This window comes from Aeromonas diversa CDC 2478-85, from assembly GCF_000819805.1.
In the GTDB taxonomy this organism is placed as follows: Bacteria; Pseudomonadota; Gammaproteobacteria; order Enterobacterales; family Aeromonadaceae; genus Aeromonas; species Aeromonas diversa.
This window is the reverse complement of record NZ_CDCE01000035.1, coordinates 1-23,824: the sequence shown is the minus strand read 5'-3', so window position 1 is coordinate 23,824 and position 23,824 is coordinate 1. Positions and strand designations below refer to the sequence as shown.

The 23,824-nt window shown below is 63.3% G+C and carries 26 protein-coding genes; 14 read left to right on the top strand and 12 right to left on the bottom strand.

Annotated elements, in window-relative coordinates:
* Positions 1-33: 33 nt before the first annotated feature.
* Positions 34-411, top strand: a complete 378-nt coding sequence (locus tag BN1121_RS16180; RefSeq protein ID WP_005350319.1) for a hypothetical protein — start codon at positions 34-36, stop codon at positions 409-411.
* Here the strand turns inward: BN1121_RS16180 and BN1121_RS16175 are convergent.
* The 4 genes from BN1121_RS16175 to trmA form a co-directional block, all read right to left on the bottom strand.
* The gene (locus BN1121_RS16175; protein WP_005350322.1) at positions 401-1,609 is read right to left on the bottom strand and encodes a 4Fe-4S binding protein; all 1,209 of its coding nucleotides are present in this window, start codon (positions 1,607-1,609) and stop codon (positions 401-403) included. The two genes, BN1121_RS16180 and BN1121_RS16175, sit on opposite strands and share 11 nt — an antisense overlap.
* 74 nt (positions 1,610-1,683) lie before the next feature.
* The gene (tnaA, locus tag BN1121_RS16170; RefSeq protein ID WP_005350324.1) at positions 1,684-3,135 is read right to left on the bottom strand and encodes a tryptophanase; all 1,452 of its coding nucleotides are present in this window, start codon (positions 3,133-3,135) and stop codon (positions 1,684-1,686) included.
* Between the two features lie 176 nt (positions 3,136-3,311).
* Positions 3,312-3,386, bottom strand: a complete 75-nt coding sequence (gene tnaC / locus BN1121_RS20355; RefSeq protein WP_367581532.1) for a tryptophanase leader peptide — start codon at positions 3,384-3,386, stop codon at positions 3,312-3,314.
* Positions 3,387-3,575: 189 nt separating this feature from the next.
* Entirely contained in the window at positions 3,576-4,670 is a 1,095-nt protein-coding gene (gene trmA, locus BN1121_RS16165) for a tRNA (uridine(54)-C5)-methyltransferase TrmA (RefSeq protein WP_005350328.1), read from the bottom strand.
* Between the two features lie 154 nt (positions 4,671-4,824).
* On the opposite strand from trmA, the gene BN1121_RS16160 reads away from it, so the two are divergent.
* The gene (locus BN1121_RS16160) at positions 4,825-5,925 is read left to right on the top strand and encodes a DUF5610 domain-containing protein (RefSeq protein ID WP_005350330.1); all 1,101 of its coding nucleotides are present in this window, start codon (positions 4,825-4,827) and stop codon (positions 5,923-5,925) included.
* A gap of 65 nt (positions 5,926-5,990) precedes the next feature.
* On the top strand, positions 5,991-6,518 hold the full coding sequence (locus BN1121_RS16155) for a cobalamin adenosyltransferase family protein (protein WP_005350333.1): 528 nt from the start codon (positions 5,991-5,993) through the stop codon (positions 6,516-6,518).
* A 56-nt stretch (positions 6,519-6,574) separates the two neighbouring features.
* Here BN1121_RS16155 and BN1121_RS16150 read toward each other — a convergent pair whose 3' ends face one another.
* Positions 6,575-7,579, bottom strand: coding sequence for a substrate-binding domain-containing protein (locus BN1121_RS16150; RefSeq protein WP_005350337.1), 1,005 nt, complete (start codon positions 7,577-7,579; stop codon positions 6,575-6,577).
* Positions 7,580-7,995: 416 nt separating this feature from the next.
* Between BN1121_RS16150 and BN1121_RS16145 the strand changes: the two genes are divergently transcribed.
* From BN1121_RS16145 to BN1121_RS16120, 6 genes are all read left to right on the top strand, one after another.
* Positions 7,996-9,117, top strand: coding sequence for a branched-chain amino acid ABC transporter substrate-binding protein (locus BN1121_RS16145; protein ID WP_005350341.1), 1,122 nt, complete (start codon positions 7,996-7,998; stop codon positions 9,115-9,117).
* A gap of 66 nt (positions 9,118-9,183) precedes the next feature.
* Positions 9,184-10,110 (top strand): high-affinity branched-chain amino acid ABC transporter permease LivH, encoded by a 927-nt coding sequence (livH, locus tag BN1121_RS16140; RefSeq protein WP_005350343.1) that lies wholly within the window; start codon positions 9,184-9,186, stop codon positions 10,108-10,110.
* 82 nt (positions 10,111-10,192) lie between these two features.
* Complete coding sequence (locus BN1121_RS16135) at positions 10,193-11,461, top strand: high-affinity branched-chain amino acid ABC transporter permease LivM (RefSeq protein ID WP_005350345.1); 1,269 nt, start codon at positions 10,193-10,195, stop codon at positions 11,459-11,461.
* Entirely contained in the window at positions 11,458-12,222 is a 765-nt protein-coding gene (gene livG, locus BN1121_RS16130) for a high-affinity branched-chain amino acid ABC transporter ATP-binding protein LivG (RefSeq protein ID WP_005350346.1), read from the top strand. The genes BN1121_RS16135 and livG overlap by 4 nt, the downstream gene beginning before the upstream one ends.
* Before the next feature lie 10 nt (positions 12,223-12,232).
* Positions 12,233-12,934, top strand: coding sequence for an ABC transporter ATP-binding protein (locus BN1121_RS16125; RefSeq protein WP_005350348.1), 702 nt, complete (start codon positions 12,233-12,235; stop codon positions 12,932-12,934).
* 1 nt (position 12,935) lies between these two features.
* A complete protein-coding gene (locus BN1121_RS16120) occupies positions 12,936-13,763 on the top strand; it encodes an AraC family transcriptional regulator (RefSeq protein ID WP_005350350.1) in 828 nt (275 codons plus the stop codon).
* Here the strand turns inward: BN1121_RS16120 and BN1121_RS16115 are convergent.
* Positions 13,747-14,331 carry a LysE family translocator gene (locus tag BN1121_RS16115; protein WP_005350352.1) on the bottom strand — a complete coding sequence of 195 codons (585 nt, stop codon included), beginning with the start codon at positions 14,329-14,331 and terminating at the stop codon, positions 13,747-13,749. The two genes, BN1121_RS16120 and BN1121_RS16115, sit on opposite strands and share 17 nt — an antisense overlap.
* 158 nt (positions 14,332-14,489) lie before the next feature.
* Here BN1121_RS16115 and glpE point away from each other — a divergent pair, with 158 nt between their 5' ends.
* Complete coding sequence (glpE, locus tag BN1121_RS16110; protein WP_005350355.1) at positions 14,490-14,813, top strand: thiosulfate sulfurtransferase GlpE; 324 nt, start codon at positions 14,490-14,492, stop codon at positions 14,811-14,813.
* Positions 14,810-15,640 (top strand): rhomboid family intramembrane serine protease GlpG, encoded by an 831-nt coding sequence (gene glpG, locus BN1121_RS16105; protein ID WP_005350359.1) that lies wholly within the window; start codon positions 14,810-14,812, stop codon positions 15,638-15,640. The genes glpE and glpG overlap by 4 nt, the downstream gene beginning before the upstream one ends.
* 54 nt (positions 15,641-15,694) lie before the next feature.
* Here the strand turns inward: glpG and ubiA are convergent, their stop codons facing one another.
* Entirely contained in the window at positions 15,695-16,564 is an 870-nt protein-coding gene (gene ubiA / locus BN1121_RS16100) for a 4-hydroxybenzoate octaprenyltransferase (RefSeq protein ID WP_005350361.1), read from the bottom strand.
* A complete protein-coding gene (locus tag BN1121_RS16095) occupies positions 16,561-17,091 on the bottom strand; it encodes a chorismate--pyruvate lyase family protein (RefSeq protein WP_005350363.1) in 531 nt (176 codons plus the stop codon). Before BN1121_RS16095 ends, ubiA begins: the two co-directional genes overlap by 4 nt.
* Before the next feature lie 144 nt (positions 17,092-17,235).
* Here BN1121_RS16095 and BN1121_RS16090 point away from each other — a divergent pair, with 144 nt between their 5' ends.
* Positions 17,236-17,658 carry a flagellar basal body-associated protein FliL gene (locus BN1121_RS16090; protein ID WP_005350364.1) on the top strand — a complete coding sequence of 141 codons (423 nt, stop codon included), beginning with the start codon at positions 17,236-17,238 and terminating at the stop codon, positions 17,656-17,658.
* 76 nt (positions 17,659-17,734) lie between these two features.
* Complete coding sequence (locus BN1121_RS19840; protein WP_005350367.1) at positions 17,735-17,902, top strand: hypothetical protein; 168 nt, start codon at positions 17,735-17,737, stop codon at positions 17,900-17,902.
* A gap of 1 nt (position 17,903) precedes the next feature.
* Here the strand turns inward: BN1121_RS19840 and BN1121_RS16085 are convergent, their stop codons facing one another.
* The 4 genes from BN1121_RS16085 to waaF all read right to left on the bottom strand — a co-directional run bounded on the left by BN1121_RS16085 (position 17,904) and on the right by waaF (position 20,960).
* Positions 17,904-18,236 carry a DUF2799 domain-containing protein gene (locus BN1121_RS16085; RefSeq protein WP_043157294.1) on the bottom strand — a complete coding sequence of 111 codons (333 nt, stop codon included), beginning with the start codon at positions 18,234-18,236 and terminating at the stop codon, positions 17,904-17,906.
* A 94-nt stretch (positions 18,237-18,330) separates the two neighbouring features.
* Positions 18,331-18,459, bottom strand: a complete 129-nt coding sequence (locus tag BN1121_RS20270) for a hypothetical protein (RefSeq protein WP_152424646.1) — start codon at positions 18,457-18,459, stop codon at positions 18,331-18,333.
* Between the two features lie 186 nt (positions 18,460-18,645).
* Entirely contained in the window at positions 18,646-19,908 is a 1,263-nt protein-coding gene (waaA, locus tag BN1121_RS16080; RefSeq protein WP_005350378.1) for a lipid IV(A) 3-deoxy-D-manno-octulosonic acid transferase, read from the bottom strand.
* The gene (waaF, locus tag BN1121_RS16075) at positions 19,905-20,960 is read right to left on the bottom strand and encodes a lipopolysaccharide heptosyltransferase II (protein ID WP_005350380.1); all 1,056 of its coding nucleotides are present in this window, start codon (positions 20,958-20,960) and stop codon (positions 19,905-19,907) included. The genes waaA and waaF overlap by 4 nt, the downstream gene beginning before the upstream one ends.
* Before the next feature lie 150 nt (positions 20,961-21,110).
* On the opposite strand from waaF, the gene BN1121_RS16070 reads away from it, so the two are divergent.
* On the top strand, positions 21,111-23,693 hold the full coding sequence (locus tag BN1121_RS16070) for a bifunctional acetate--CoA ligase family protein/GNAT family N-acetyltransferase (protein ID WP_005350381.1): 2,583 nt from the start codon (positions 21,111-21,113) through the stop codon (positions 23,691-23,693).
* Positions 23,694-23,824: the final 131 nt, after the last annotated feature.

Here is a 23,824-nt window from a genome sequence, read left to right as displayed (position 1 = left end):
TACTCCTCTCATCACCTCGGGGAGGAAGTCTCCATGGACAGGAAGTTTGTTGTCTGCGCCCTCTGTTACGCCCTGCTCGGCATGTTGCTCGGCATCCATATGGCGGCCAGCCAGAATCACGGCCAGTTTGTCACCCATGCTCACATCATGCTGGTCGGTTTCGTGGTTTCCTTTATCTACGGTCTCTGCCACCGCCTCTGGCTCGGTAACCCGACCGGCCGGCTGGCCCAGATCCAGTTCTATCTGCACCAGGGCGGCGCCCTGCTGATGGCGGTGGGCCTGTTCCTGCTCTACGGCAAGTTGATGCCGGCCGAGCGGGTCGAGCCGGTGCTCTCCCTCGCCTCCCTGCTGGTGCTGGCCGCCATGGCCACCATGCTCTATCTGTTTGGCCGCCACTCGGCTAGTGAGTGAGCGCCGGCAGGATTTCGAGCAGATGGCGCCGCACCGCCAGGGGCGTCTGGCTGACCCAGAGATCGAGCAGGCCATGTGCCAGCAGCGGCAGCAGGAACAGAAACAAGCAGAGCAGCGCCAGCTGGAGCGGCGCGCTCACCCTGCGCCGCCTCGTGCCCAGGTGCAGGGCGTCGGCCCGTGTGGGGCAGGCCTGGATGCAGCGACGGCAGTCGCTGCATTCCAGATTTCTCACCGCGATCACCTGATGCACCGCTATGCGTGACGGGCAGGCCCGGCTGCACTTGTCGCAGTCGTGTCCCTGGCTTCGCAGGCAGAGCGCCGGATCCCGGCGAATGCGCATTGGTGAGAGCATGCCAAACAGCCCCAGCCAGGCGCCATAGGGGCAGAGATAGCGACAGAATCCCTGGTGGAAGGTGACGGTGAGCAGGACCACCCAGCCCAGACACAGGCCAGAGATCAGGGTCAGGTTGAAGAAGAAGGCCCCCATCTTCATGTCGGCGGCCTGATGGTAGGCGCTGGCGAGATAGCCGGGCAGGGCCGCCGTCGGCACCGCCAGCACTATGATGAAGAGCAGGAATCCCAGCACCAGCCACTTCTGGGCCCGCAGCACCCCGTCGAGCCAGCGCGGAGGAGTCCACTCCCCCGGTAGCCACCGGCGACGCAGCCGGTGCAGCCACTCGCCGACCACCCCGAGCGGGCAGGCCCAGCCGCAGAAGCTGCGCCCGAGCAGCAGGGCCGACAGCGTGAGCACCAGCACACTGACGGTCGCCGCCGGGTGGTGCGGGTCAGTCACCCCGAGCTGACCCCAGGCACGCAGCCCCAAGCCCCCGGCGATGGGCAGGAAGGCATCGACCACGTCGGGGCGCGCCAGCAGCGGCGTCTCGCCCCGGCCAAGCTGCCACAGGTAGACGAGGTACTGGCCCGCCACCAGGGCCCAGGAGAGCAGCAGCAGGTGCCGCGTCCCTTCCCGCAGCCTCTTCGCCGTGGCCGACTCGGCATTGGGGTACCCGCGCCGCCACAGCCAGAGGGCTATGACCACCAGCGCCAGTGCGACCCAGAGCCGGAGATCGGCCGCCACCAGCCAGGCGGCCACCACAGCCACCAGGGCCAACCCCGTCGGCCAGCCCCGCTTCTGCAGCAGCCCCCAGGCCAGGGCACTCACCCCGGCCGCCAGCGTCAGCGCTTCAATCCCGGTCACATCGACTCCCCCACCTCACCACGTGCCGGCAGAATAACTGACATCTCAGAGGTGGGTTTTGATCTGACGCTCTCCTAGGGTTGAAACACCGGCTCTCTGGCGGTCACCGGCTCGACCTCTTCGAGGCGGGCGGTGAAGTGGCGCAGCACAGGCGGCTCGTAGCTGAAGGTGAGCCCCTTGATGTTGGCGGCGTTCTTCTTGACCTCCTGGAACGCCTCTATGATGAAGTCCATGTGGGTTTGGGTGTAGGTGGCACGCGGTATGGTCAGGCGCAGCAGCTCCGCCGGGCAGGCCATCTGCTGGCCGGTGGCCGGGTCACGCCCCTGCAACAGGGAACCGATCTCGACCGCGCGGATGCCGGCGACCCTGTAGAGCTCGCAGGCCAGGGCGTGGGCCGGGAACTGACCCGCCGGGATGTGGGGCAGCAGCTTACCCGCATCGACGAAGGCCGCGTGGCCCCCCGGCTGCTGACAGACCACGCCGATCGCCTCCAGCCCCTCGACCAGGTACTGCACCTGCTGGATGCGGTAGGCGAGCCACTCCTGACGCATGCCGTCGCGCAAACCGACCGCCAGCCGCTCCATGGCGCCCCCTTCCAGGCCGCCATAGGTGGGGAAGCCCTCCTGCACCACGCACAGGGTGCGGCACTCGTTGTAAACGTCCAGCATCGACTCGTCCTTGAAGCAGAGCAGGCCGCCCATGGGCACCATGGCGTCCTTCTTGGCCGACATGGCGAGGCCGTCGGCATATCGGTAGGCCTCGCGGGTGATCTGCTCTATGCTCCAGTCGGCGTAGCCGCTCTCGCGCTGCTGGATGAAGTAGGCGTTCTCGGCGAAGCGGGCGGAGTCCATGATCACCGGGATCTCGTAGCGGCGGGCGATGGCATAGACCGCCTTGAGGTTGGCGATGGAGACCGGCTGGCCCCCGGCCGAGTTGCAGGTAATGGTGCAGACGATATAGGGCACGTTGGCCGGGCCCGCCTCCTGGATGGCTGCCTCGAGCTTGTCGAGATCGAAGTTGCCCTTGAAGTCGGCGGTGACAGCGGTGTCGAACGCCTCCTTGGTGTAGACGTTCTTCGCCACACAGCAGTTGATCTGGGTGTGACCCTGGGTGGTGTCGAAGAAGTAGTTGGAGAGCGCCACCATCTTGCTGCGATCCAGCCCTTTCTCCCTCTCGCGCTTCTTGATCAGCACCGGGATGTAGATCTGCTCGGCGCCGCGCCCCTGATGGGTCGGTATGGTCAGCTCGTACCCGAAGATATCCTGCACCGCGTGGCGCAGGGCATGGAAGCTGCGGCTGCCGCTGTAGGCCTCGTCACCGCGCAGCATGGCCGCCTGCATCTCCTGGGTGATGGCGCCGGTGCCGCTGTCGGTCAGCAGATCGATGAAGACGTCTTCGCTGTCGAGCAGGAAGGGGTTCATACCCGCCTGCTTGATCGCCGCCTCGCGGTAAGCACGGGTGGTGCGTTTTACCGGCTCGATGACACGAATGCGAAAGGGTTCGGGAAGATGCTTGAAATGTTCCATGAGATTGCCTCTCTTTTCACCCTGAGGTGATCCGTTCGGCGCATCAACGCCGAAGGAAGATAGTGTTCCGGGTATGCGCCGAACCGCCACTGAGGCAGAGGGCGACACGCATATGGAGATAAGGAGTCTGCGCGCATCAGGCGCGCATGCGGGGGCCACAGGCCCCCGGGGTGGACTCAGGGATGCGGAAAGAAGAAGGCGATCTTGCGATCGAGATTGAACCACTTGCGGGATATGAATCTGCTGTTCATGGTACCCACCCGTCGGGAGTGATAACGAAAAATTAACACGCCTCATTATGGGCAAGAAAGTGCCACAGACAAGATGAAAAAACCGGCAAACTGAGAAGCCGTTCGCAATTCCCGGCGGCCGTCTCGCGGAGGGAAACCCGGGCGGTGACCTGGCATTAAAAAAGGGAGCCGATGGCTCCCTTCTTACGCTTACCCCTTGCGGCGCAGGTAGACGCCGGCTTCCATGTGATGAGTCCAGGGGAACTGATCGAACAGGGCGAAGCGGGCGATCTCGTGAGTCTCGCCGAGCACGGCCATGTTCTCTTGCAGGGTCTCGGGGTTGCAGGAGATGTAGAGGATATGGTCGTACTCCTGCACCAGCGCGACGGTGGCCGGGTCCAGGCCGGCGCGCGGCGGGTCGACGAAGATGGTGTTGCAGCGGTAGTCCGAGAGATCGATCCCCTTGAGGCGGTTGAACTCCCGCTCGCCACGCATCGCCATGGTGAACTCCTCGGCCGACATGCGCAGTATGATGAGGTTGTCGATGCCGTTGGCGGCGATGTTGAACTGGGCCGACTCCACGCTCGGCTTGGCGATCTCGGTGGCCAGCACCCGGTCAAAGTTCTCGGCCAGGGCGATGGAGAAGTTGCCGTTACCACAGTAAAGTTCCAGCAGGTCCCCTTCGCTCTCGCGAGTCACGTCGCGCGCCCAGGTCAGCATCTTCTGGTTAATCTCGGCGTTGGGTTGGGTGAAGCTGTTTTCTACCTGGCGGTAGGTATAGTGACGCCCCTCGACCTCCAGCACCTCGTCGACAAACTCCTGCTCCAGGCAGATCTTCTGCTTGTGGGCGCGGCCGATGAGCTGAAGATCGAAGCCCTGTTCGCGCAGGCTGGCGCGCAGCGCCTCGGCGGCACTCTGCCACTGCTCGTCGAGCTTGCGATGATAGAGCAGGCTGACGATCACCTGGCCGGAGCGGGTCGAGAGATAGTCGATCTGGAACAGCTTGCGGCGCAGCAGCGGATCAGGCTTGATCCCGGCCAGCACGCACGGCATCAGGTCGTTGATGAGACGACTCGCCGCCGGGAACTGATCGACCCGAATACGCTGGCGGGTCTCCTGATCGAACATGATGTGATAGAGGTCATCTCCGTCGTGCCAGATGCGAAACTCGGCGCGCATACGATAGTGCTCGGCCGGCGAGGCGAACACCTCGAGCGCGGGCGGTTGGAAGGCGGCAAACAGGGCACGCAGGCGCTCGGCCTTGGCGTCGAGTTGCTGCTGATAGGCAGCCGGGGTGTGACTCATCGAATACCTCATGGACGAAGCCGAAAACGGGGCGGGCACGAGCCCGAGGGGGGGATTTTAAGAGGCGAGTGACGGTTGTCCAGTTTTTTGTGGTCAAGATTTATCCAGTCAGGCCGATAGCAAGATCACGGGGGCATGTGGGGAGGATATAAGCATGCAAATCGACGGAGTCGCCAAGACGCTCGCCCAGGGCAGCGATCTGGCTCAGAAGGCCAAGGCTCAGGCCGCTACAGGGGAAACCCAGAGCCAGGATCGGACCGATCAGGTCTCGCTACACGGCCGGCCCAAGTGGGCTCAGGTGCTGGTGCAGCAGGCGCTGCAATTCAGCCTCGAGCTCAACGGTGCCAAGTACCAGGCCCCCAAGCAGACCGAGGAAGTCACGCCAGACACCCTGTTCGACTTCGAAGAGGTGTCCAAGAACGTGCTCTCCTTCGTCACGGGCCGAATGGGCATGGCGCGCGCCGATGGCAAGGATGACGACAGCCTGACCAAGATGATGGAGCAGGCTCGCAAGGGCGTCGACATGGGCTTCGCCGAGGCCAAGAAGATGCTCGGCGACTATGCCACCGACAACGAAGACATCAAGACCGGTATCGATCAGAGCTACAAGCTGATCCAGGAGGGGCTCGATCAGTTCGAGAAGGAGTTCTTCGGCGATATCTCCCCCACCGAAATGGCCTCAATCGAGATGGCAAGCCGCCAGCAAGGCTCCCTCGAGATCCAGACCAAGGACGGTGACAAGGTGGTGCTGCGCTTCAACGACAGTTGGCAGTTCAAGCACGATCAGGGGGACAAGGGCAGCAAGGTGAGTTTCCAGAACAGCCAGAGCTTCAGCTTCTCGCTGCAGGGGGATCTCAGCGACGAGGAGATGGGCGCCATCGGCAAGCTGATCAAGGGTATCGACGAGCTGGGCCAGTCCTTCTTCTCGGGCAACCTGGATGAGCTGATGGGCAAGGTGGGCGATCTGCAGCTTGACGACAGCCAGCTGGTCGGCTTCAGCCTCAAGCTCAAGCAGCACAGCAAGATGAGCGCGGCCTACCAGGGCAACACACTGCAAGACGCCCTCAAGCCGCTGGCCGACTACCTGCCCAAGCTGACGGACTGGCAACAGCGCGCCGATCAGCAACTCCCCCCCGACAGCCAGCAACAGCTCACCCAGTCGGTGCTGGGGGCTCAAGGGCACGATGTGGCGGAACAGGGACGCTTCACCGGCTTCAACCAACGCCTGCTGGACGCCCTGCGCCTGCTCGGCTGACCCGGTTTGCCAGCGCCGCCCGGCGCTGGCACACTGGCTGACCGTTCCACCAGCGACCACGCCTCATGAACCCGAAACACCCGCGCGACAAGCGCGAGCTCTGCTATCCCTTCATCTTCGAGACCCGGCTCCAGTGTGACTATGAGATCGCCACCGACGAGCTCTGCTCTCAGGTGGGTGCCGTGATGGCCATGCTGCCGGACGGGGTGGACGAGGTGGCGGTCGATCTCGATCGCTTGCAGCGACTCATCTACAACCTCAACGGCTCGGTACGCGGACGCCTGGGCATCTTCGAGGCCGATCTCGACTGGCTCAAGGGTCGTTACGATCACTACAACGAGGTCACCCGGGGCCGGGTCACCGGCTTCGTGTTGCCACGCGGCCCCATGCCGGTGCCGACCCTGCACCTGTGCCGCTGCGGCGCCAAGAAGGTGGTACGCCTGCTGGTCAGGCTGGAGGAAGATGGCGTGGCGTTCGATCCCATCCTCTACCGCTTCAGTAACCTGCTGGCCAACTTCTTCTTCGTGCTGACGGTGCACCTCAAGGGGCAGATGGGGATCCCCGAGGTGGAGTACGTCAGCATCAACTACTGACGTGCGAGCAAAAAAAGAGGGAGGCACCAGGCCTCCCTCTGCGTTTTCAGCGCCGCTTATTTCAACGATTTGACCGAGTGGCGGATGATCAGCTCGGGCTCGACGGTGAAGGACTCGACCGACAGCTCCTTGTTGCGGATCCGACCCATCAGCTGCTGCACCGCCATCTGACCGAGTTCGGCCTTGGGATGGCGGATGGTGGTCAGCGGCGGGCTGGAGAAGCGCGCCATCTCCACGTCGTCGTAGCCGACCACAGAGATCTCGTCCGGCACCTTGACCCCGGCTTCCCAGGCGGCGCAGATGGCGCCGATCGCCATGGGATCGTCGAAGGCAAAGACGGCCGTCGGCCTTGGGTTCAACGCCAGAATGTGCTTCATCTGATCGAAGCCACTCTGACTCTCGTAGTCCCCTTCGAAGATGCGCGCCTCGGCAAGGGTGAGCCCGTGCTCGCCCAGGGCATCGCGCACCCCGTCGAGGCGCTGCTGAGTGGTCTGTTTGCCGAGCTGACCCGTGATACAGGCGATGTCGGTGTGTCCCTGCTCAACCAGATAGCGGGTCGCCATACTCGCCCCGGAGCGAGCGTTGTCATTGATGACATTGGCAAAGTCGCACTCGGTACCCCAGTCGAGCACCACCTGTGGCACATTCTTGTAGCTGCGCAGCATGTCGCGCAGTGTGCTGTCGATGTCGGTACCCAGCACCAGCAAACCGTCGACCCGCTTCTCCATCAGCATACGCAGATAGTGGCGTTGGCGAGGCGGCTGGTTTTCGGTGTTGCAGAGGATCAGGCTGTAGCCCTGCTCGAAGCAGTAGGCTTCGACACCCTGCACCACCTCGGCGAAAAAGGGGTTGGCACTGGTGGTCACCAGCATGCCAATGGTCTTGGTCGAATTGACCTTGAGGCTTCGCGCCACCGAGTTAGGGGCGTAGTTAAGCTCTGCCACCGCCTCAAGCACCTTCTGGGTCGCGTCTTCGCTGACCCGGCGAGTGTGATTGAGCACATGCGAGACGGTGGAGATGGATACGCCGGCTCGAGCGGCAACATCCTTGATGGTGGCCATCTCAGTCTCCTGAATAACAAAGGCGGAACATTAGCAGATTTCCCGCATAAAGGCTTGATGTTCGGGGTAGCTGCCAACGTTTTTTCATAATTTGCCAATCTAGACTGGGGGTATCGTTTGCACAAACGGTATTTGGCCAAAGTGGGAGCAAAATCAGACTACTAGCTGGCGCGCTTTGTATTGCACATTAACACACTAGCAACATAATTGTTTGCATTTAAGGCACCATCAGCTTATTACTCTAGCCAGGCTTTCAAAATTGAATCATTTGGCTGGTCATAGCTGTTCATCCGCTTTTGATTCAGCATCTTGAACCGCTTGTCCCGGCTACCGTCGGGATGATAGAAACAGAGTATGTCCGATCAGAGGGGATGTCGGTTGGACGTAAAATAATCCACTGATTAAGGGACGAATCGATGAATAATTGGAGCAGAACAGCCGTCCGCGCCGCCATTTCTATGGCTCTCTTTGGCGCCTCATCCCTCGCCATGGCCGGCGATACCGTCAAGATCGGCATCGCCGGTCCGGTGACAGGTCCGGTCGCCCAGTACGGTGACATGCAGTTCACCGGCGGTCGCATGGCAGTCGAACAGATCAACCAGGCCGGGGGCATCGCCGGCAAGCAGATCGAGGCGGTGATCTATGACGACGCCTGCGATCCGAAGCAGGCGGTCGCGGTCGCCAACAAGGTGATCAACGACGGCGTCAAGTTCGTGGTTGGCCACCTCTGCTCCGATAACACCCTGCCCGCCTCCGACATCTACGAGGACGAGGGCGTGCTGATGATCACCCCCGCCTCTACCAACCCCAAGATCACCGAGCGCGGTTATCAGCTGGTGCTGCGCACCATAGGCCTCGACAGCGATCAGGGCCCGACCGCCGCCAAGTACATCATCGAGCAGGTGAAACCCAAGAACGTGGCCGTTATCCACGACAAGAAGCAGTACGGTGAGGGGATCGCCTCCAGCGTGAAGGCCGCGCTCGACAAGGCGGGCGTCAAGGTGGTGGCGTTCGAAGGCATCACCGCCGGCGACAAGGACTTCTCCGCCCTGATCGCCAAGCTGCAAAAAGAGAACGTCGACTTCGTCTACTACGGTGGCTACCACCCCGAGCTGGGGCTGATCCTGCGTCAGGCCCACGAGAAGGGGCTCAAGGCCAGGTTCATGGGCCCGGAAGGGGTGGGCAACAAGGACATCTCTGCCATCGCCGGCCAGGGCTCCGAGGGGTTGCTGGTGACCCTGCCGAAGAAATATGACCTGGAGCCGGCCAACGCTAAGCTGGTCGAGGCGTTCAAGGCCAAGGGCCAGGACTCCTCGGGGCCGTTCGTGTGGACCACCTACGCCGCCGTGCAGACCATGGCTGCCGGGATCGCCAAGGCCGGCGACGAAGATCCGGCCGCGGTGGCCGCCGCCATCAAGGGCATGCCGATCGATACCGTCATGGGCCAGCTCAACTGGGCCAAGAACGGCGACCTGAAGGGCTTCGAGTTCGGCATCTTCCAGTGGCACGCCGACGGCACCTCCACCCAGCTTAAGTAAGCACCGCCAACGGGGTGGCTCAGGCCACCCCGATTCCAGCTATCGGGCTCGTACAGGGAACGCAGTATGTCCGAACACCTCCTCTATTTTGTCCAGCAGCTACTCAACGGGCTGACCATTGGCAGTACCTATGCCCTGATCGCCATCGGCTACACCATGGTCTACGGCATCATCGGCATGATTAACTTCGCCCACGGCGAGGTCTACATGATCGGCTCCTACGTCGCCTTCATGGTGATGGCAGGGCTCATGATGATGGGCATCGACAGCACCTTTCTGCTGCTGGGAGGGGCCTTCCTGGTCAGCATCATCATCACCGGCAGCTACGGCTGGACCATAGAGCGGGTCGCCTACCGGCCGCTACGCGGCGGCAACCGGCTGATCCCCCTCATCTCGGCCATCGGCATGTCGATCTTCCTGCAAAACCTGGTGCGCATGGCGCAAGGGTCACGAGACATAGCCCTGCCGGCACTGATCACGGGCGGGATCGAGATCGGCAGCGACAACGGCTTCCAGGCCTCACTCTCCTGGATGCAGATCATCATCTTCGTGGTGACCTTCGTCACCATGCTGACCCTGACCCAGTTCATCGGTCGCTCGCGCATGGGCCGCGCCTGCCGCGCCTGCGCCGAGGACATCAAGATGGCGAACCTGCTCGGCATCGACACCAACGTGGTGATCGCCGTGACCTTCGTCATCGGCGCCACCCTGGCGGCCGTGGCCGGCGTGCTGCTCGGCATGTACTACGGGGTCATCAATCCCTATCTCGGCTTCATGGCCGGCTTGAAGGCCTTTACGGCGGCGGTGCTGGGCGGCATCGGCAGCATTCCCGGCGCCGTGCTCGGTGGCCTGCTGCTCGGCGTGGTCGAGGCCATGACCGCTGGCTATCTGAGTACCGAATACAAGGATGTGATGGCCTTCGCCCTGCTCATCGGTGTGCTGCTCTTCATGCCCACCGGCATCCTGGGTCGCCCGGAGGTCGAGAAGGTATGAAAAACCAATCTATGCATGCTCTCGCGCAGCTGTTCATGTCCGCACGCAGCATCCTGGGTCGTCCGGAGGTGGAGAACGTATGATGAAACGTCAATTCATTCATGCCTGCATCGCTAGCCTGGTGCTGCTGGTGCTCTCCTTCTGGCTGCTCGGCTTTAAACTGGAAACCGACGGCACCCGCCTGCTGGTGGTCAGCCGACTCGACGTGTCGCTGGCCTGGTTGCTGGGCGGCGCCACCCTGGTGTTCTGGTTTCAGATGCTGCGCGGCCAGATATCCAGGCTGTTCCAGGCCTCCATCAGCGGCTTCTCGGTCGGCTTCACCAAGCTGGTGCTGCCAAGCCCCGAAGAGGCGCCCAAACTCTATAACCTCACCGCCGTGCTGGTGCTGCTGTTTGCGGTGAGCTGGCCCTTCATGGCCTCCCGTGGCGCCATCGATCTGGCCACCCTGACCCTGATTTACATCATGCTGGGGCTGGGGCTGAACGTGGTGGTGGGCCTCGCCGGCCTGCTCGACCTCGGTTACGTCGGCTTCTATGCGGTCGGCGCCTACAGCTATGCCCTGCTCAATACCTACTTCGGCCTGAGCTTCTGGGAGTGCCTGCCCATCGCCGGCCTGATGGCGGCGACCTTTGGCTTCTTCCTCGGGTTCCCGGTGCTGCGCCTGCGCGGCGACTATCTGGCCATCGTCACCCTGGGCTTTGGCGAGATCATCCGCATCCTGCTCAACAACATGACCGGCCTGACCGGCGGCCCGAACGGCATCTCGGGGATCCCCAAGCCAACCCTGGGTGGCCTGGAGTTCAACCGCACCGTCAAGGACGGTGGCTGGGAGACTTTCCACGAGTTCTTCGGCATCACCTACAACGCCAACCACAAGGTGATCTTCCTCTATCTGATGGCGCTGCTGCTGGTGGTCGTCACCCTGGTGATCATCAACCGCCTGCTGCGCATGCCGCTCGGCCGCGCCTGGGAGGCCCTGCGTGAGGACGAGATCGCCTGCAAGTCGCTGGGCCTCAACCCCACCATCATCAAGCTGACCGCGTTCACCATAGGCGCCGCCTTCGCCGGCTTTGCCGGCAGCTTCTTCGCCGCGCGCCAGGGCTTTATCAGCCCCGAGTCCTTCGTCTTCATCGAGTCGGCCATCGTGCTGGCCATAGTGGTGCTGGGGGGCATGGGCTCCCAGATCGGGGTGGTGCTGGCCGCCATCGTGATGACGGTGCTGCCCGAGCTGGCCCGCGAGTTCAACGAGTATCGCATGCTGATGTTCGGCCTCTTGATGGTCTTCATGATGATCTGGCGCCCCCAGGGGCTGCTGCCGATGACCCGTCCGCATCTGGAGTTGAAGAAATGAGCCCCCTGTTGGAAGTAAACGACCTCTCCATGCGCTTTGGTGGCCTGCTGGCAGTCAACGGCGTCAACCTCAGGGTCAAGAAGGGGGAAGTGGTGTCGGTGATCGGGCCCAACGGGGCCGGCAAGACCACCATCTTCAACTGCCTGACCGGCTTCTATCGACCGAGTGGTGGGGTGATCCGCTACCGTGACGAGGAGATACAGGGGCTGCCCGGTCATCTCATCGCTCGCAAGGGGGTGGTGCGCACCTTTCAGCACGTGCGTCTGTTCAAGGACATGACGGCGGTGGAGAACCTGCTGGTCGCCCAGCATCGCCACCTCAACACCAGCTTCATCGCCGGCCTGTTCAAGACCCCGGCCTTTCGCCGCGCCGAGCGCGAGGGGCTGGAGCAGGCGGGTTTTTGGCTCGAGAAGGTGGGACTCAAGGATCTGGCCAACCGCAGCGCCGGCAATCTGGCCTATGGCCAGCAGCGCCGTCTCGAGATAGCCCGCTGCATGGCGACCCGGCCCGAGCTGCTGATGCTCGACGAGCCGGCCGCCGGCCTCAACCCCCACGAGACCGACGAGCTCAACGAACTCATCACAGACCTGCGCGACGAGTTCGGGGTTTCGGTGCTGCTGATCGAGCACGACATGAAGCTGGTGATGGGCATCTCCAACCACATCTTCGTGGTCAACCAGGGCACCCCCCTGGCCGATGGCACCCCGCAACAGGTGCGTGACAATCCGGCCGTGATCAAGGCCTATCTGGGTGAATCGTAAGGGAATCATGATGTTAGAGCTTCGCAACGTATCGACCCATTACGGCAAAATCCAGGCACTCCACGATGTGACCGTGAAGGTTGGTCAGGGTGAAATCGTCACCCTGATCGGCGCCAACGGCGCCGGCAAGACCACACTGCTGATGACACTATGCGGCGACCCCACCCCGAGCAGTGGCAGCATCTGGTTCGAGGGGGAGGAGATCACCCACCTCGGCTCGGCGCGCATCATGCGCAAGGACATCGCCATCGTCCCCGAGGGGCGGCGCATCTTCGCCCGCCTGACGGTGGAGGAGAACCTGCTGATGGGGGCCTTCTTCGTCGACAAATCGGAACAGGGAGCCCTGCTCGATCAGGTCTTTACCCTGTTCCCACGCCTGCACGAGCGCCTCACCCAGCGGGCCGGCACCATGTCCGGCGGTGAGCAGCAGATGCTGGCCATCGGCCGCGCCCTGATGAGCAAGCCGCGCCTGCTGCTGCTCGACGAGCCGTCGCTGGGACTGGCCCCCATCATCATCCAGCAGATCTTCGACACCATAGAGCAGCTGCGCCAGGCCGGCATGACCATCTTCCTGGTCGAGCAGAACGCCAACCAGGCGCTCAGGCTGGCCGACCGCGGCTATGTGCTGGAGAACGGGCGGGTGGTGCTGGAGGACACGGGAGCGGCGCTCCTGGCCAACCCGGCGGTGCGCCAGGCCTATCTGGGTGGCTGATGTGAAGCAGGCCGGCAACACGCCGGATCGGCACCAGTTCTGGCACGATCCGACCCTCCCCTTCATCGAGGCGCGCGCCGTACGCGACGGGCGCCAGGTCTGCTACGACCCACACAGCCATCAACACTTTTCGGTCGGTGCCATCACGGGGGGCAACAGCACCTACCTCAACCGACGCTCACGGCAAGCCGTCGCTACCGGCTCCCTGGTGCTGATGAACCCGGACGACGTGCATGCCTGCAATCCCGTCGACGACCAGCCCTGGTCCTATCTGATGTTCTATGTGGACAACGACTGGTTGGAGCAACAACAGCAGGAGGCAGGGCTCGGCACGGGCCTGCACCTCTTCGACACCACGGCGAGCCGTGATCCGCACCTCTATCGCAGCCTCACCGAGCTATATCGGCGGCTCACCGGCCCAGAGCCGCTGGCGCGAGAGGAGGCCTGCCACCATTTTTTCCACCAGCTGCTGGGCCGCCTCACCCCGGCGCACTGGGACGATCGACCGCCGGCCCATCTGGAGCGGGCCGCCGAGCTGATCCGCGACGACTGCACCCGTGCGCTGCCTCTGGCAGAGCTGAGCGCGGCGGCGGGCATCACCCCATCGCATCTGGTACGCAGCTTCACCCGACACTACGGCATGACGCCCCACGCCTACCTGCTCGACCGGCGCATTCGCCATGCCCGAGACCTGCTGCGCGGCGGCACGCCCCTAGCCGAGGCGGCCCTGCGCTGCGGCTTCGCCGATCAGGCCCACTTCCAGCACCACTTCAAGCGGCGGGTGGCCGCCACCCCGGGACGCTACCGCTCTGTCATCCCTGCAGAATAACCACCCCGACCAACAACACCGCCATGGCCCGATTGAGCCAGCGTTGCCGCCGCCCCTGCCAGAGTCGCTCACGCAACCGGCTGCCGGCATAGGCCCAACAGGCGATGGAGAGCAGACAGACCACGAAGTAGAGACCGGCGAACAAAACGATGCGCTCGGTAGCCCCATCGCCCACGTAGCTCCCCGCCCCCATGCTGGCGGCCAGCCAGGCCTTGGGATTGAGCCATTGCATCAGGGCCCCGTGGTGCAGGGCCGGCGCCGCCGGCTCGCGCAGGGCCAGCTCGCCGCTGTCGGCCACCAGCAGCCACGCCACGTAGCCCATGAACAGCAAGCCGCCCCAGTGCAGCGCCCCGGCCAACAGGGGCCAGCGCAGCAGCAGACCGCTCAGACCCGCGCACATCAACACCAACAGCAGCACAAATCCCAGGGTGGCCCCCAGCACGTGCCCCGTCGTGGCGCGAAAGCCGTGGCGGGCGCCCGCACCGAAGGCCACCAGATTGACCGGCCCGGGGGAGATCGACATGACCAGTGCGAACCCGGTCATCGACAACAGCAAACTCGTTTCCATAGCGCGTATCCTCGTCGTGTGAACCTGCCCACCCTAACGGCAGCCACACGCCGCGGTATTGAAGAAAATTGTTCCCGTTTCTCCACGCGCTTTATGGGGTTAGCGACGCGCTCACCTTGGAGTACACTGGCGCACAACGTAACCGACAGGACACCTTCATGGATCAATTTGCCCACATCTCTGCCGCCGACGCCCATCAGAAGCTGAGCGCCGGTGTGGCACGCCTGGTGGATATCCGCGACCCGCAATCCTTCGCCACCGCCCACGCGCCGGGGGCCTTCCACCTGACCAACGGCACCCTGGTGCAGTTTATGAACCAGACCGACTTCGAGACCCCGGTCATCGTCATGTGCTATCACGGGGTGAGCAGCCAGGGGGCCGCCCAATATCTGCTGCAACAGGGTTTCGAGGAGGTCTATAGCCTGGACGGCGGCTTCGAGGCGTGGCGCCGCGACTTTCCGGTGGAGGCGGGCGAGGCATGATTCAGCTGCTGGTCCTCGATAATGCCCGCATGGCTCAGGCCCTGGTGGACTATCTGGGGACCCTGGGCATCAACTGCGAGCTGACCCAGTCCGAGCTGGGGGTGACGGTATGGCTGGCCGACGAGGCGCGCCTGGTGCAGGCTCAGCTGGAGGTGAAGCGCTTCCTCGCCGAACCCAATCACCCGCGCTACAGGGAGGCCTCCTGGCAGAGTGGGCGGGCCGATGCCCGGATCGATTACAGCAAGGGACTGATTGACCCTCTGACCGACTTCCTGCACCACGCAGGTCCCCTCACCCTGGTGATCCTGATCGCCTGCGTGGCCATCTATGCGCTGGAGTCTATCGGCCTGCCCATCTTCGATCTGCTCGCCTACCACCCGGACCTCACTCACTTCACCGACTGGCAGGCGTGGCGCTTCTTCACCCCCAGCCTGATCCACCTCTCCCTGCTGCATCTGGTGTTTAACCTGCTGTGGTGGTGGTATCTGGGCGGGCAGATCGAGCAGCGCATCGGTAGCGGCAAGCTGCTGGTGCTGGCCCTGGCGTCGGGCGCCCTCTCCAACACGGCGGAGTTTATGGCCAGTGGCCCCTACTTCGGTGGGCTCTCCGGCGTGGTCTATGCCCTGCTCGGCTACGGCTGGCTGCGCGCCCGACTGCAACCCGACTGCGGCATTCAGATGCCCCCGGCACTGATGGGATTCATGCTGTTCTGGCTGGCGCTGGGATTCACCGGTCTGCTCGGTCCCATCGGTAATCTGGCCCATCTGGCGGGTCTGCTGGTCGGCCTGGCGCAGGCCTGGCTCGATCGCAAGGGGCAGCACGTCTGAGGCGCTCGCAACAAACAACGGCACCCCTTGGGGTGCCGTTTCATTTTCTGGTCCTCAGCGCATCAGGTAGTCGAGAGCTATGCTCGCAAACAACACCACGCCCACCCGGTTATTGGCGAGGAAAGCCTGAAAACAGGGTTCGCGCTCGCGACCGTGGATCTGCCGCTGCTGCTGGACGAACAGCAAGGCGGCCACTAGCAAACCCAGGTAGTAAGCAAGGCCGAGGCCGGCCAGCACTCCCGCCGCCCACATGCAGCCGAGGGTCGCGACCTGCAGCAGCCCAATGATGTGGCGATCCCAACGGCCAAACCAGATGGCACTCGACTTGAGGCCGAGCCGCAGGTCGTCGTCCCTGTCCACCATGGCGTATTCGGTATCGTAGGCGATGGTCCAGAGCAGGTTGGCGGCAAACAACAGCCAGGCGAGTGGCGGCAGGGCATTGGCCTGGGCGGCGTATGCCATGGGGATAGACCAGGAGAAGGCCAGCCCCAATACCAGCTGAGGGATCGGGATGAAGCGCTTCATGAAGGGGTAGCAGACCGCCAACACCAGTGCCGCAAAGGACATGGTGATGGTGAGGCTGTTGAGGGTCAGCACCAGGGCAAACGCAATCAGGGCCAGAACGGCAAACAGCAGCAAGGCTTCGCGGCTGCTCACCCGGCCCGTGGCCAGAGGACGCCCCGAGGTGCGTTTGACGTGACCATCGAAGTTGCGATCCGCATAGTCATTGATGACACAGCCGGCCGAGCGCATCAGAAAGACTCCGCTGGCAAACACCAGCAACACCCAAGGGTCGGGTTGTCCCTCTCCCGCCAACCAAAGGGCCCAGAGAGTCGGCCACAGCAGTAGCAGGGTACCGATCGGCTTGTCGAGGCGCGCCAGTTGGCTATAGGCCAGCCAGCGATCCTTGCAGATGAGATTCACGCACGCTCCTTGGCATCGAGAAGGCCGGGCAGAAACAGCTCGTGCACCAACAGGGGCACCCCTTGCAGGAAGAGCAGAGAGCGGCGACCCCACAGCTCCGCTGCCGGGCTCCATGGGTTGGCCGCAACACGGAAACGGGCCAGCTGCAGGCGGCTACGCTGAGCCTGCGGGTGGGCGAAGATCAGCTCTCCCAGCGGCGTCTCTCCCTGCCCACTCAGCTGGGAAGAGTCCATGGCCCGCTCCGGCAGCAGGGTCCAACCATAGACGCAAGGGGCACCGCCTCCATGCAGGATCACCTCGCGGCACTGACCGCTCGCCTCTCCCAGTAGCTGGCTCTCCTCCCCATCCAGATGCAGGGTGCGATAGCCAAGCAGGGTCAGGGAAAAATCGGCAAGATGTTCGCGCAGCCGACGGGTCAGGGACCCGCTCTCCAGCAGCCAGGGGGCAAGCCCTTCGGGGAGTGACGCCGTGTGCGGATCCTGCCAGGGGGTCAACTGCTCGAGGGGGATAAACGACTCGGGATTCACCTCTTCACCATCCGGCGATGGCCGGCCTTGGTTAACAACCGGTTCATTATCCGTAAATCAATAGAAAAATGTAAGAACATCAATGCTTGACGCTGCCTGTAGGGGACACAAGAATGGAGTCAGACTCGCAGATGGAATCCAATCATGACTCTCTTTCGTCCCCTTCTCGCCGCCCTGCTGCTGTTCACCGGCCTGGCCGTCCACGCCGAGGATGAGCCGCCGGCCGACGGCACTCAGGCCGCCCCCGTCATCTCTTACTACGCCCTGGATCCGGACATCATCACCAACTATCTGGGCGACAGCCGGACCCTGGGTTACGTGCGGGTGACGGTCGAACTGATGGCCGCCAACGAGGGTGACAAGAAGCTTATCGAGACCAATGACCCTCTGATCCGTGACGCCATCATCCGTCTGCTGGGTGGCAAGACGGGCGATCAGATAAAGTCGCTGGTCACCCGGGAGGAGCTGCGTAAGGAGTGCGAGGACAAGGTGAACGAGCTGCTGCTTAAGGAGACCGGCAAGAAGGCGGTGAAAGAGCTCATCTTCACCAAGTTCCTCTATCAATGAGATAGCGATTGCCATTCGATAATGGCAATCAAAATCGATTACAATGCTGCCCACTCCCCCAGAGAGGCATCAGGGCATGGGCAGCAAGACACTCTGCGAATGGCGTCGTCACGATATCCCCGAAGGACTCGAAACCCTGCGCAAGATCCTGCGCAAACCCAAGTTTGTCTGCGGCAAGTGCGCCCGCAGCGCCGGTGATAAAGAGTTTCTCTGTCAGCCCATTCGGCTGAAGAAGAAAGAGTAGGCTACTGATCCGTCCACCCCTGACGTCCCTGACTGAGCAACTTCCTCGCCTGCTCATCGTTGGGACAGACCCCCTGATACTCGCTCCCGTCACGCCCGGCCAGATAGAGATGCTCGGGTCGGCAATACCAGGCCAGCCCCTTCTGGTACCCCTGCCGCCACAGGATGGGGCTCACCCTGTCGGGACACTGGGTCTGATGCTCCTCCAACCTGGCCTCGGTCAAGCCCAGCTTGCCGTCTGCCTCGCCCACCAGATCCCACTGACGCTCACAGGGGTCGTCAGACTTGGCGCAACCGGCCAGCAATAACGCCACTATCATCAAGAGTCGTCTCATCGCCTTCCCTGCCTCCTTGTTCATCCTTTCGCCATTGTGCCAGAGCCAGCCGGAAACAAACAGGCGGGCCCGAAGGCCCGCCTGCGGCGTGGGATCACCTCTCATCGGGAAAGTCGTCGTCATCCTGCCAACTGTCGTCATCGTCCCAGTCGTCGAGCTCCTCTTCCCAGGATTCAGGCTCCCACTCGTCGTCGAGGTCATAGTCCGGCTTATGTCCACCCATGGCGTACTCTCCCTTGGTTATGGTGGCGATCCAAGTCTAAGCCGAAATGGGGTATGTGCCAGCAAGCGCCACGACATCCCCTCGAGTGGAGTAATGTCACGGCACGACGCGCTTGAGCGACGGGTATATCCTGAAAGGCAAAACGGAGCGCGTAGCGCTCCGTTTTTTATCCTGGCAAGACCGGGGTTACGCCAGCTCGGCCAGCCCCAGGGAGAGGGTGCGGGCCAGGGCCCCCTGATTGCGCAGCACCACGGCGCGGGCCTGATCGCCCATGGTCAGACGACGCTCCCCATCCGACAGCAGCCCACTGACCGCCTCACCCAGCGCCTGGGCATCCCTGACCACCTCGGCGCCCCCTTGCTCCAACAGCTGGCGCGTGATGTCGCTGAAGTTGAAGTAGGCGGGTCCGGTCAGGCAGGGCTTGCCCAGTGCCGCCGGCTCGAGCAGGTTGTGACCACCGATCCCCACCAGACTGCCACCGACAAAGGCGACATCGGCCGCCCCCAGCATCAGGGGCAGCTCACCCATGGTATCCCCCAGATAGATGGACGTGCTCGCCCGGGGCAACTCGCCACGAGCGCGGCGCACGCAGGGAAGTCCCTCACTATCACACAGGGCCGCCACCTGATCGAAACGCTGGGGATGACGCGGCACCAGTATCAGCAGGGCATCCGGGTGGGTCGTCAGTACCTGCCGGTGGGCGGCCAACACCTGCTCGTCCTCCCCCTGATGGGTACTGGCGGCGATCCAGACCGGCCGCGGCCCGATGGCGGCGCGCAGGGCGTGGCCTCCCTCGACCACGTCGTTTCCAAACTGCATGTCGAACTTGATAGAGCCGGTCACCGTCAGCCGCTCGGCCGGGATCCCGAGACGTGCGAAGCGCTCGGCATCATCCCTGTGCTGGCAGTAGAGATGAGTCAGGGGGCGGCTCAGGGTGTCGAAGGCCCCCTGAAAACGGGCATAGCGACGGCAGGAGCGCTCCGACAGACGGGCGTTGATGATGCTCACCGGCAGGTGCTGGGCTCCGCAGGCGGCCAGCCAGTTGGGCCACAGCTCGGTCTCCATGACCCAGAGGGCACGTGGACGCACCGACTCGAGAAAGGCGGCCACCGCCCAGGGATAGTCGAGCGGCGCGTAGCGATGCTGCACCAGATCCCCCAGCTTGGCCGCCTGATCGGCGCCGGTGCGGGTGGTGGTGGTGAGCAGGATCGGCAGGTCCGGTCGCTCAGCCTTGAGAGCGCGGATCAGCGGCGTGATGGCCAGGGTCTCGCCCACGCTCACCGCATGGATCCAGAGGGGCGATACCTGCCCCGTCGGCGGCACGCGTCCCAGATGCTCGGCCCAACGGTCGCCGAAGCCGGGTTTGCCCCGCTTCGGCTTGTAGAGCGCCAGCAGGGCGAGGGGTAATCCAAGATGGATCAGCAGGTTATACGCCAGCCGCCAGATCATGGGGTGTCCTTCTCATGCTCGGCCGGCAGATCGAGCCGCTTGCCGGCGGCGATCACCTGCTCCGGTTGCAGCTCGAGGAGACACTTGAGATGACCGAACTTGCAGGTGCGCTTGAAGCAGGGGCGGCACTCGATGTCGGTGTGGACGATCTCGACCCGCTCCGCCAGCGGCGGGGTGTAGAGAGGGGAGGTGGAGCCATAGACACCGATCAGCGGGCGGTTCAGGGCGGCGGCGATGTGCATCAACCCTGAGTCGTTGGAGATGACCCGCTCGGCCAGGGCCATCAGATCGATCGCCTCGTGCAGATTGGTCTTACCTGCCAGTACGTGGCAGTTGCCGCGGGTAAGGGGATTGATCCGCTCGCGAATGGTGTTGGCCACCGGCACATCCTTGTTAGAGCCGAAGATCCACACCTGCCACCCCTCATCCAGATGCTGCTGGGCCACCACGGCGTAGTGCCCCTCGGGCCAGCGCTTGGCCGGGCCGAATTCGGCACCGGGGCAGAGCACCAGCACCGGACGGGCGGTATCCAACCCATGCTTGGCCAGGGCCGCCTGTTGGTTCACCAGATCCACCGAGAGCGAGGGATGGGGTATCGCCGGGATATCGGCACGGCTCTTCATCTCTCCCTTGGGATGGGCCAGCGCCACGTAGCGCTCCACCATCAGGGGGAAGGCAGACTTGTTGCTGCGCAGATCGTTGAGCAGGCCGTAACGGTGTTCTCCCTTCCAGCCGGTACGCTGGGGAATGCGGGCGAAGAAGGGAATGAAGGCCGATTTCATGGAGTTGGGCTGGATGATGGCCTGAGCGTACCCTTCGGCACGCAGCTGTTTGCCGAGGCGGCGTCGCTCCAGCAGTTTGAACTCCCCGTGCCCCAGTGGCATGGGCAGCGCCTTGTCCACTTCGGGCATGCGCTCGAGCAGCGGGCGGCACCAGGCCGGAGCCATCACATGCACTTCGCATCCCGGATGGTTTGCCTTTAAGGCCTTATAGAGGCTCTGGGACATCACCATATCGCCCACCCAGGACGGGCCGATCACCAATATTTTCATCTACCGACTCTTGCCTTCTCACTTTGCTGGGGCGTGATTATGCCCCAATCCCGACGCGGGGGCGTAACAGAAGTTCCACCCATCTGCTCACAGATCCGCCGATGGAATCAGGCTAGACTGGGTGGGCCCCGACTCAGCATGAGGATCGCCATGAAGCCCAGTGGTCTGGAACGTCTGCTCAACCCTTCATCCATCGCCATCATAGGCGCCTCGACCAACCCGGCCAAGGCGGGTTGTGTCATCATGCGCCACCTGCTGGACGGGCAGTTCCGCGGCGCCATACTGCCGGTGACGCCACGCCACAAGGCAGTCTGCGGTGTGCTGAGCTATCCAGACATAGAGGCACTGCCTCTGGTGCCGGATCTCGCCATCATCTGTACCGCCGCCCATCGGGTGGTCCCCCTGGTCGAGCAGCTCGGTCACAAGGGGGTGGGGGCAGCCATCTTGCTCGCCGCCGGGTTCGATATCGAGCAGCGGGCCGCCCTGCAGGCCATTCGAGCCCAGTCAGGCATACGCCTGCTCGGCCCCAACAGCATGGGGCTGCTGATGCCCCATCTCGGCATCAATGCCAGCTTCTCCCCCATCGCCGCCCGGCCGGGGAAAGTGGCCTTTCTCTCCCAGTCGGCGGCGGTCAGTACCACTATCCTCGACTGGGCCAAGCAACACGAGGTGGGCTTCTCCACCTTCATCTCCCTCGGCGATGATCTCGATCTGGGTTGTGATGAGCTGCTCGACCAGCTCTCTCGTGACGGCACCACCCGCGCCATCCTGCTCTACATGGACAGGGTCAGCGACGCCCGTCGCTTCATGTCAGCCGCCCGCGCCGCCGCCCGTAACAAGCCGATCCTGGTGCTGCGCAGCGGGCGTCACAACCGGGAGGGGACGCCGGATAACATCTATGATGCCGCCATCCGCCGCGCCGGTATGCTGAGGGTACGCGACACCCATGAACTGTTTGCCGCCGTAGAGACCCTGAGCCACGCCCCCCAACTCAAGGGGGAGCGGCTGGCGATCATCGCCAATGGTCGGGGATTGGCCAACATGGCGCTGGATGTGCTGACCGAGCGTGGCGGCAAGTCTGCCTGCCCGCCCCTCGACATCGGCAGTGACGCCGACATCGATGCCTATCTCAGGTCTCTGCACAGCCTGCTCGATGAGGAGCAGACCAACGCTATCCTCATCATTCACGCCCCCTCTCTCACCGCGGAAGGTGAGGCGCTGGCCCAGGCCATCATCGAGGCCTTGCGAAACCACCCCAGGGCACGCCGCTTTAATATTCTGACCAACTGGGCGGGGGAACACTCGGCCCAGCGCGGACGGCGCCTCTTCAATGAGGCCGGGATCCCTACCTATCGCACCCCTGAGAGTGCGGTCGCCGCCTTTATGCACATGGTCGAGTATGGCCGTAACCAGCGCCAGTTGATGGAGACCCCCGCCACCCTGGCAGGCCAACTCGACTACGAGACCTGCGCCCGCCTGATCCGCCAGGGGGCCGAGCGCCAGCAGCTACGGCTCGATACCCACCTTGCCCGACCACTGCTGGCGGCCGCCGGCCTGGAAACGCTCGATACCTGGATTGTGGGCGACGCCACCGAGGCGACCCTGACTGCGGATCAACTGGGGTATCCGGTGGCGCTCAAGCTGCGCTCTCCCGACATTGTGCATAAATCGGATGTGCACGGCGTGGTGCTCAACCTGCGCACTCCGGCAGAAGTGGCGCAGGCGGCCGATGCGATCCTGGATAGGGTGAGGCTCAACCAACCGGGCGCCCGTATCGACGGTCTACTGGTGCAGAAGATGGCCCCTCGCAGCGGCGGGATTGAGCTCAGGGTACGCATTCAGCGTGATCCCCTGTTTGGTCCCGTCATCCTGTTGGGGGAGTCCGGCAGCCAGCCCCATCAGATGGTGGCCTCACTCCCCCCGCTCAACCAGACCCTGGCACGCTATCAGGTGCTGGGGGCCCTCGGCAGCGGTTGCATTCGCGATCGTGGCGGCCCCGAGCCGCTCGACGTGCCGGCACTGGCCAGGGTGCTCTATCAACTCTCCGAGCTGTTGGTCGCCTTTCCGGCCATCGGCGAGCTCGACCTCCACCCCCTGCTGGCACAGGGCGAGAGAATGACGGTGCTCGATGCCACCATCACCCTGGAGCATGAGGCTTCGTCCCACCACCTGGCCATCAGCCCCTATCCTACCGAGCTGGAGGAAGGCGGCTGGTTGCGTAGCGGCAGCCACTTGCTGCTGCGCCCGATCCGCCCGGAGGATGAGCCTGCACACAAGCAGTTTGTCTCCCTGGTATCCGACGAGGATCGCTATCGCCGCTTCTTCGCCGACGTGGGAGAGCTTGGCCATGAAGAACTGGCCCGCATGACCCAGATCGATTACGAGCGGGAGATGGCCTTCGTCGCCGTTGGGCAGGAACCTCCCTATCAGGAGCAGATCCTGGCGGTGGTGCGCGCCGTGTCGACACCGGATAGACAAGATGCCGAGTTCGCCGTGCTGGTACGTTCCGATCTCAAGGGGCAGGGGCTGGGCCGGGTAATGATGGAAAAGATGGTGCGCTACGCCCGCGACAAGGGAATTGGCCAGCTCTCGGGCATTACCATGCCGAGCAATCGGGGCATGGTCACCCTGGCGCGCAAGGTCGGGTTCAAGGTAGAGGTGTCGATGGAGGATAACCTGGTGAGCATGGTACTGCCGCTCGGCGTGCACACGCCGTGCGGCGCGGATGGATAACCAAGGCCTGCCGAACTCGCGGTAGCTCGGTGAGAGTGAGCAAACCCCAAAGAGAAAGAGGCCATCCCAAGTGGGATAGCCTCTTCTTGTTTCGATAGCCTTTCAAAACTTCAAATGCAAAAAGACCATCT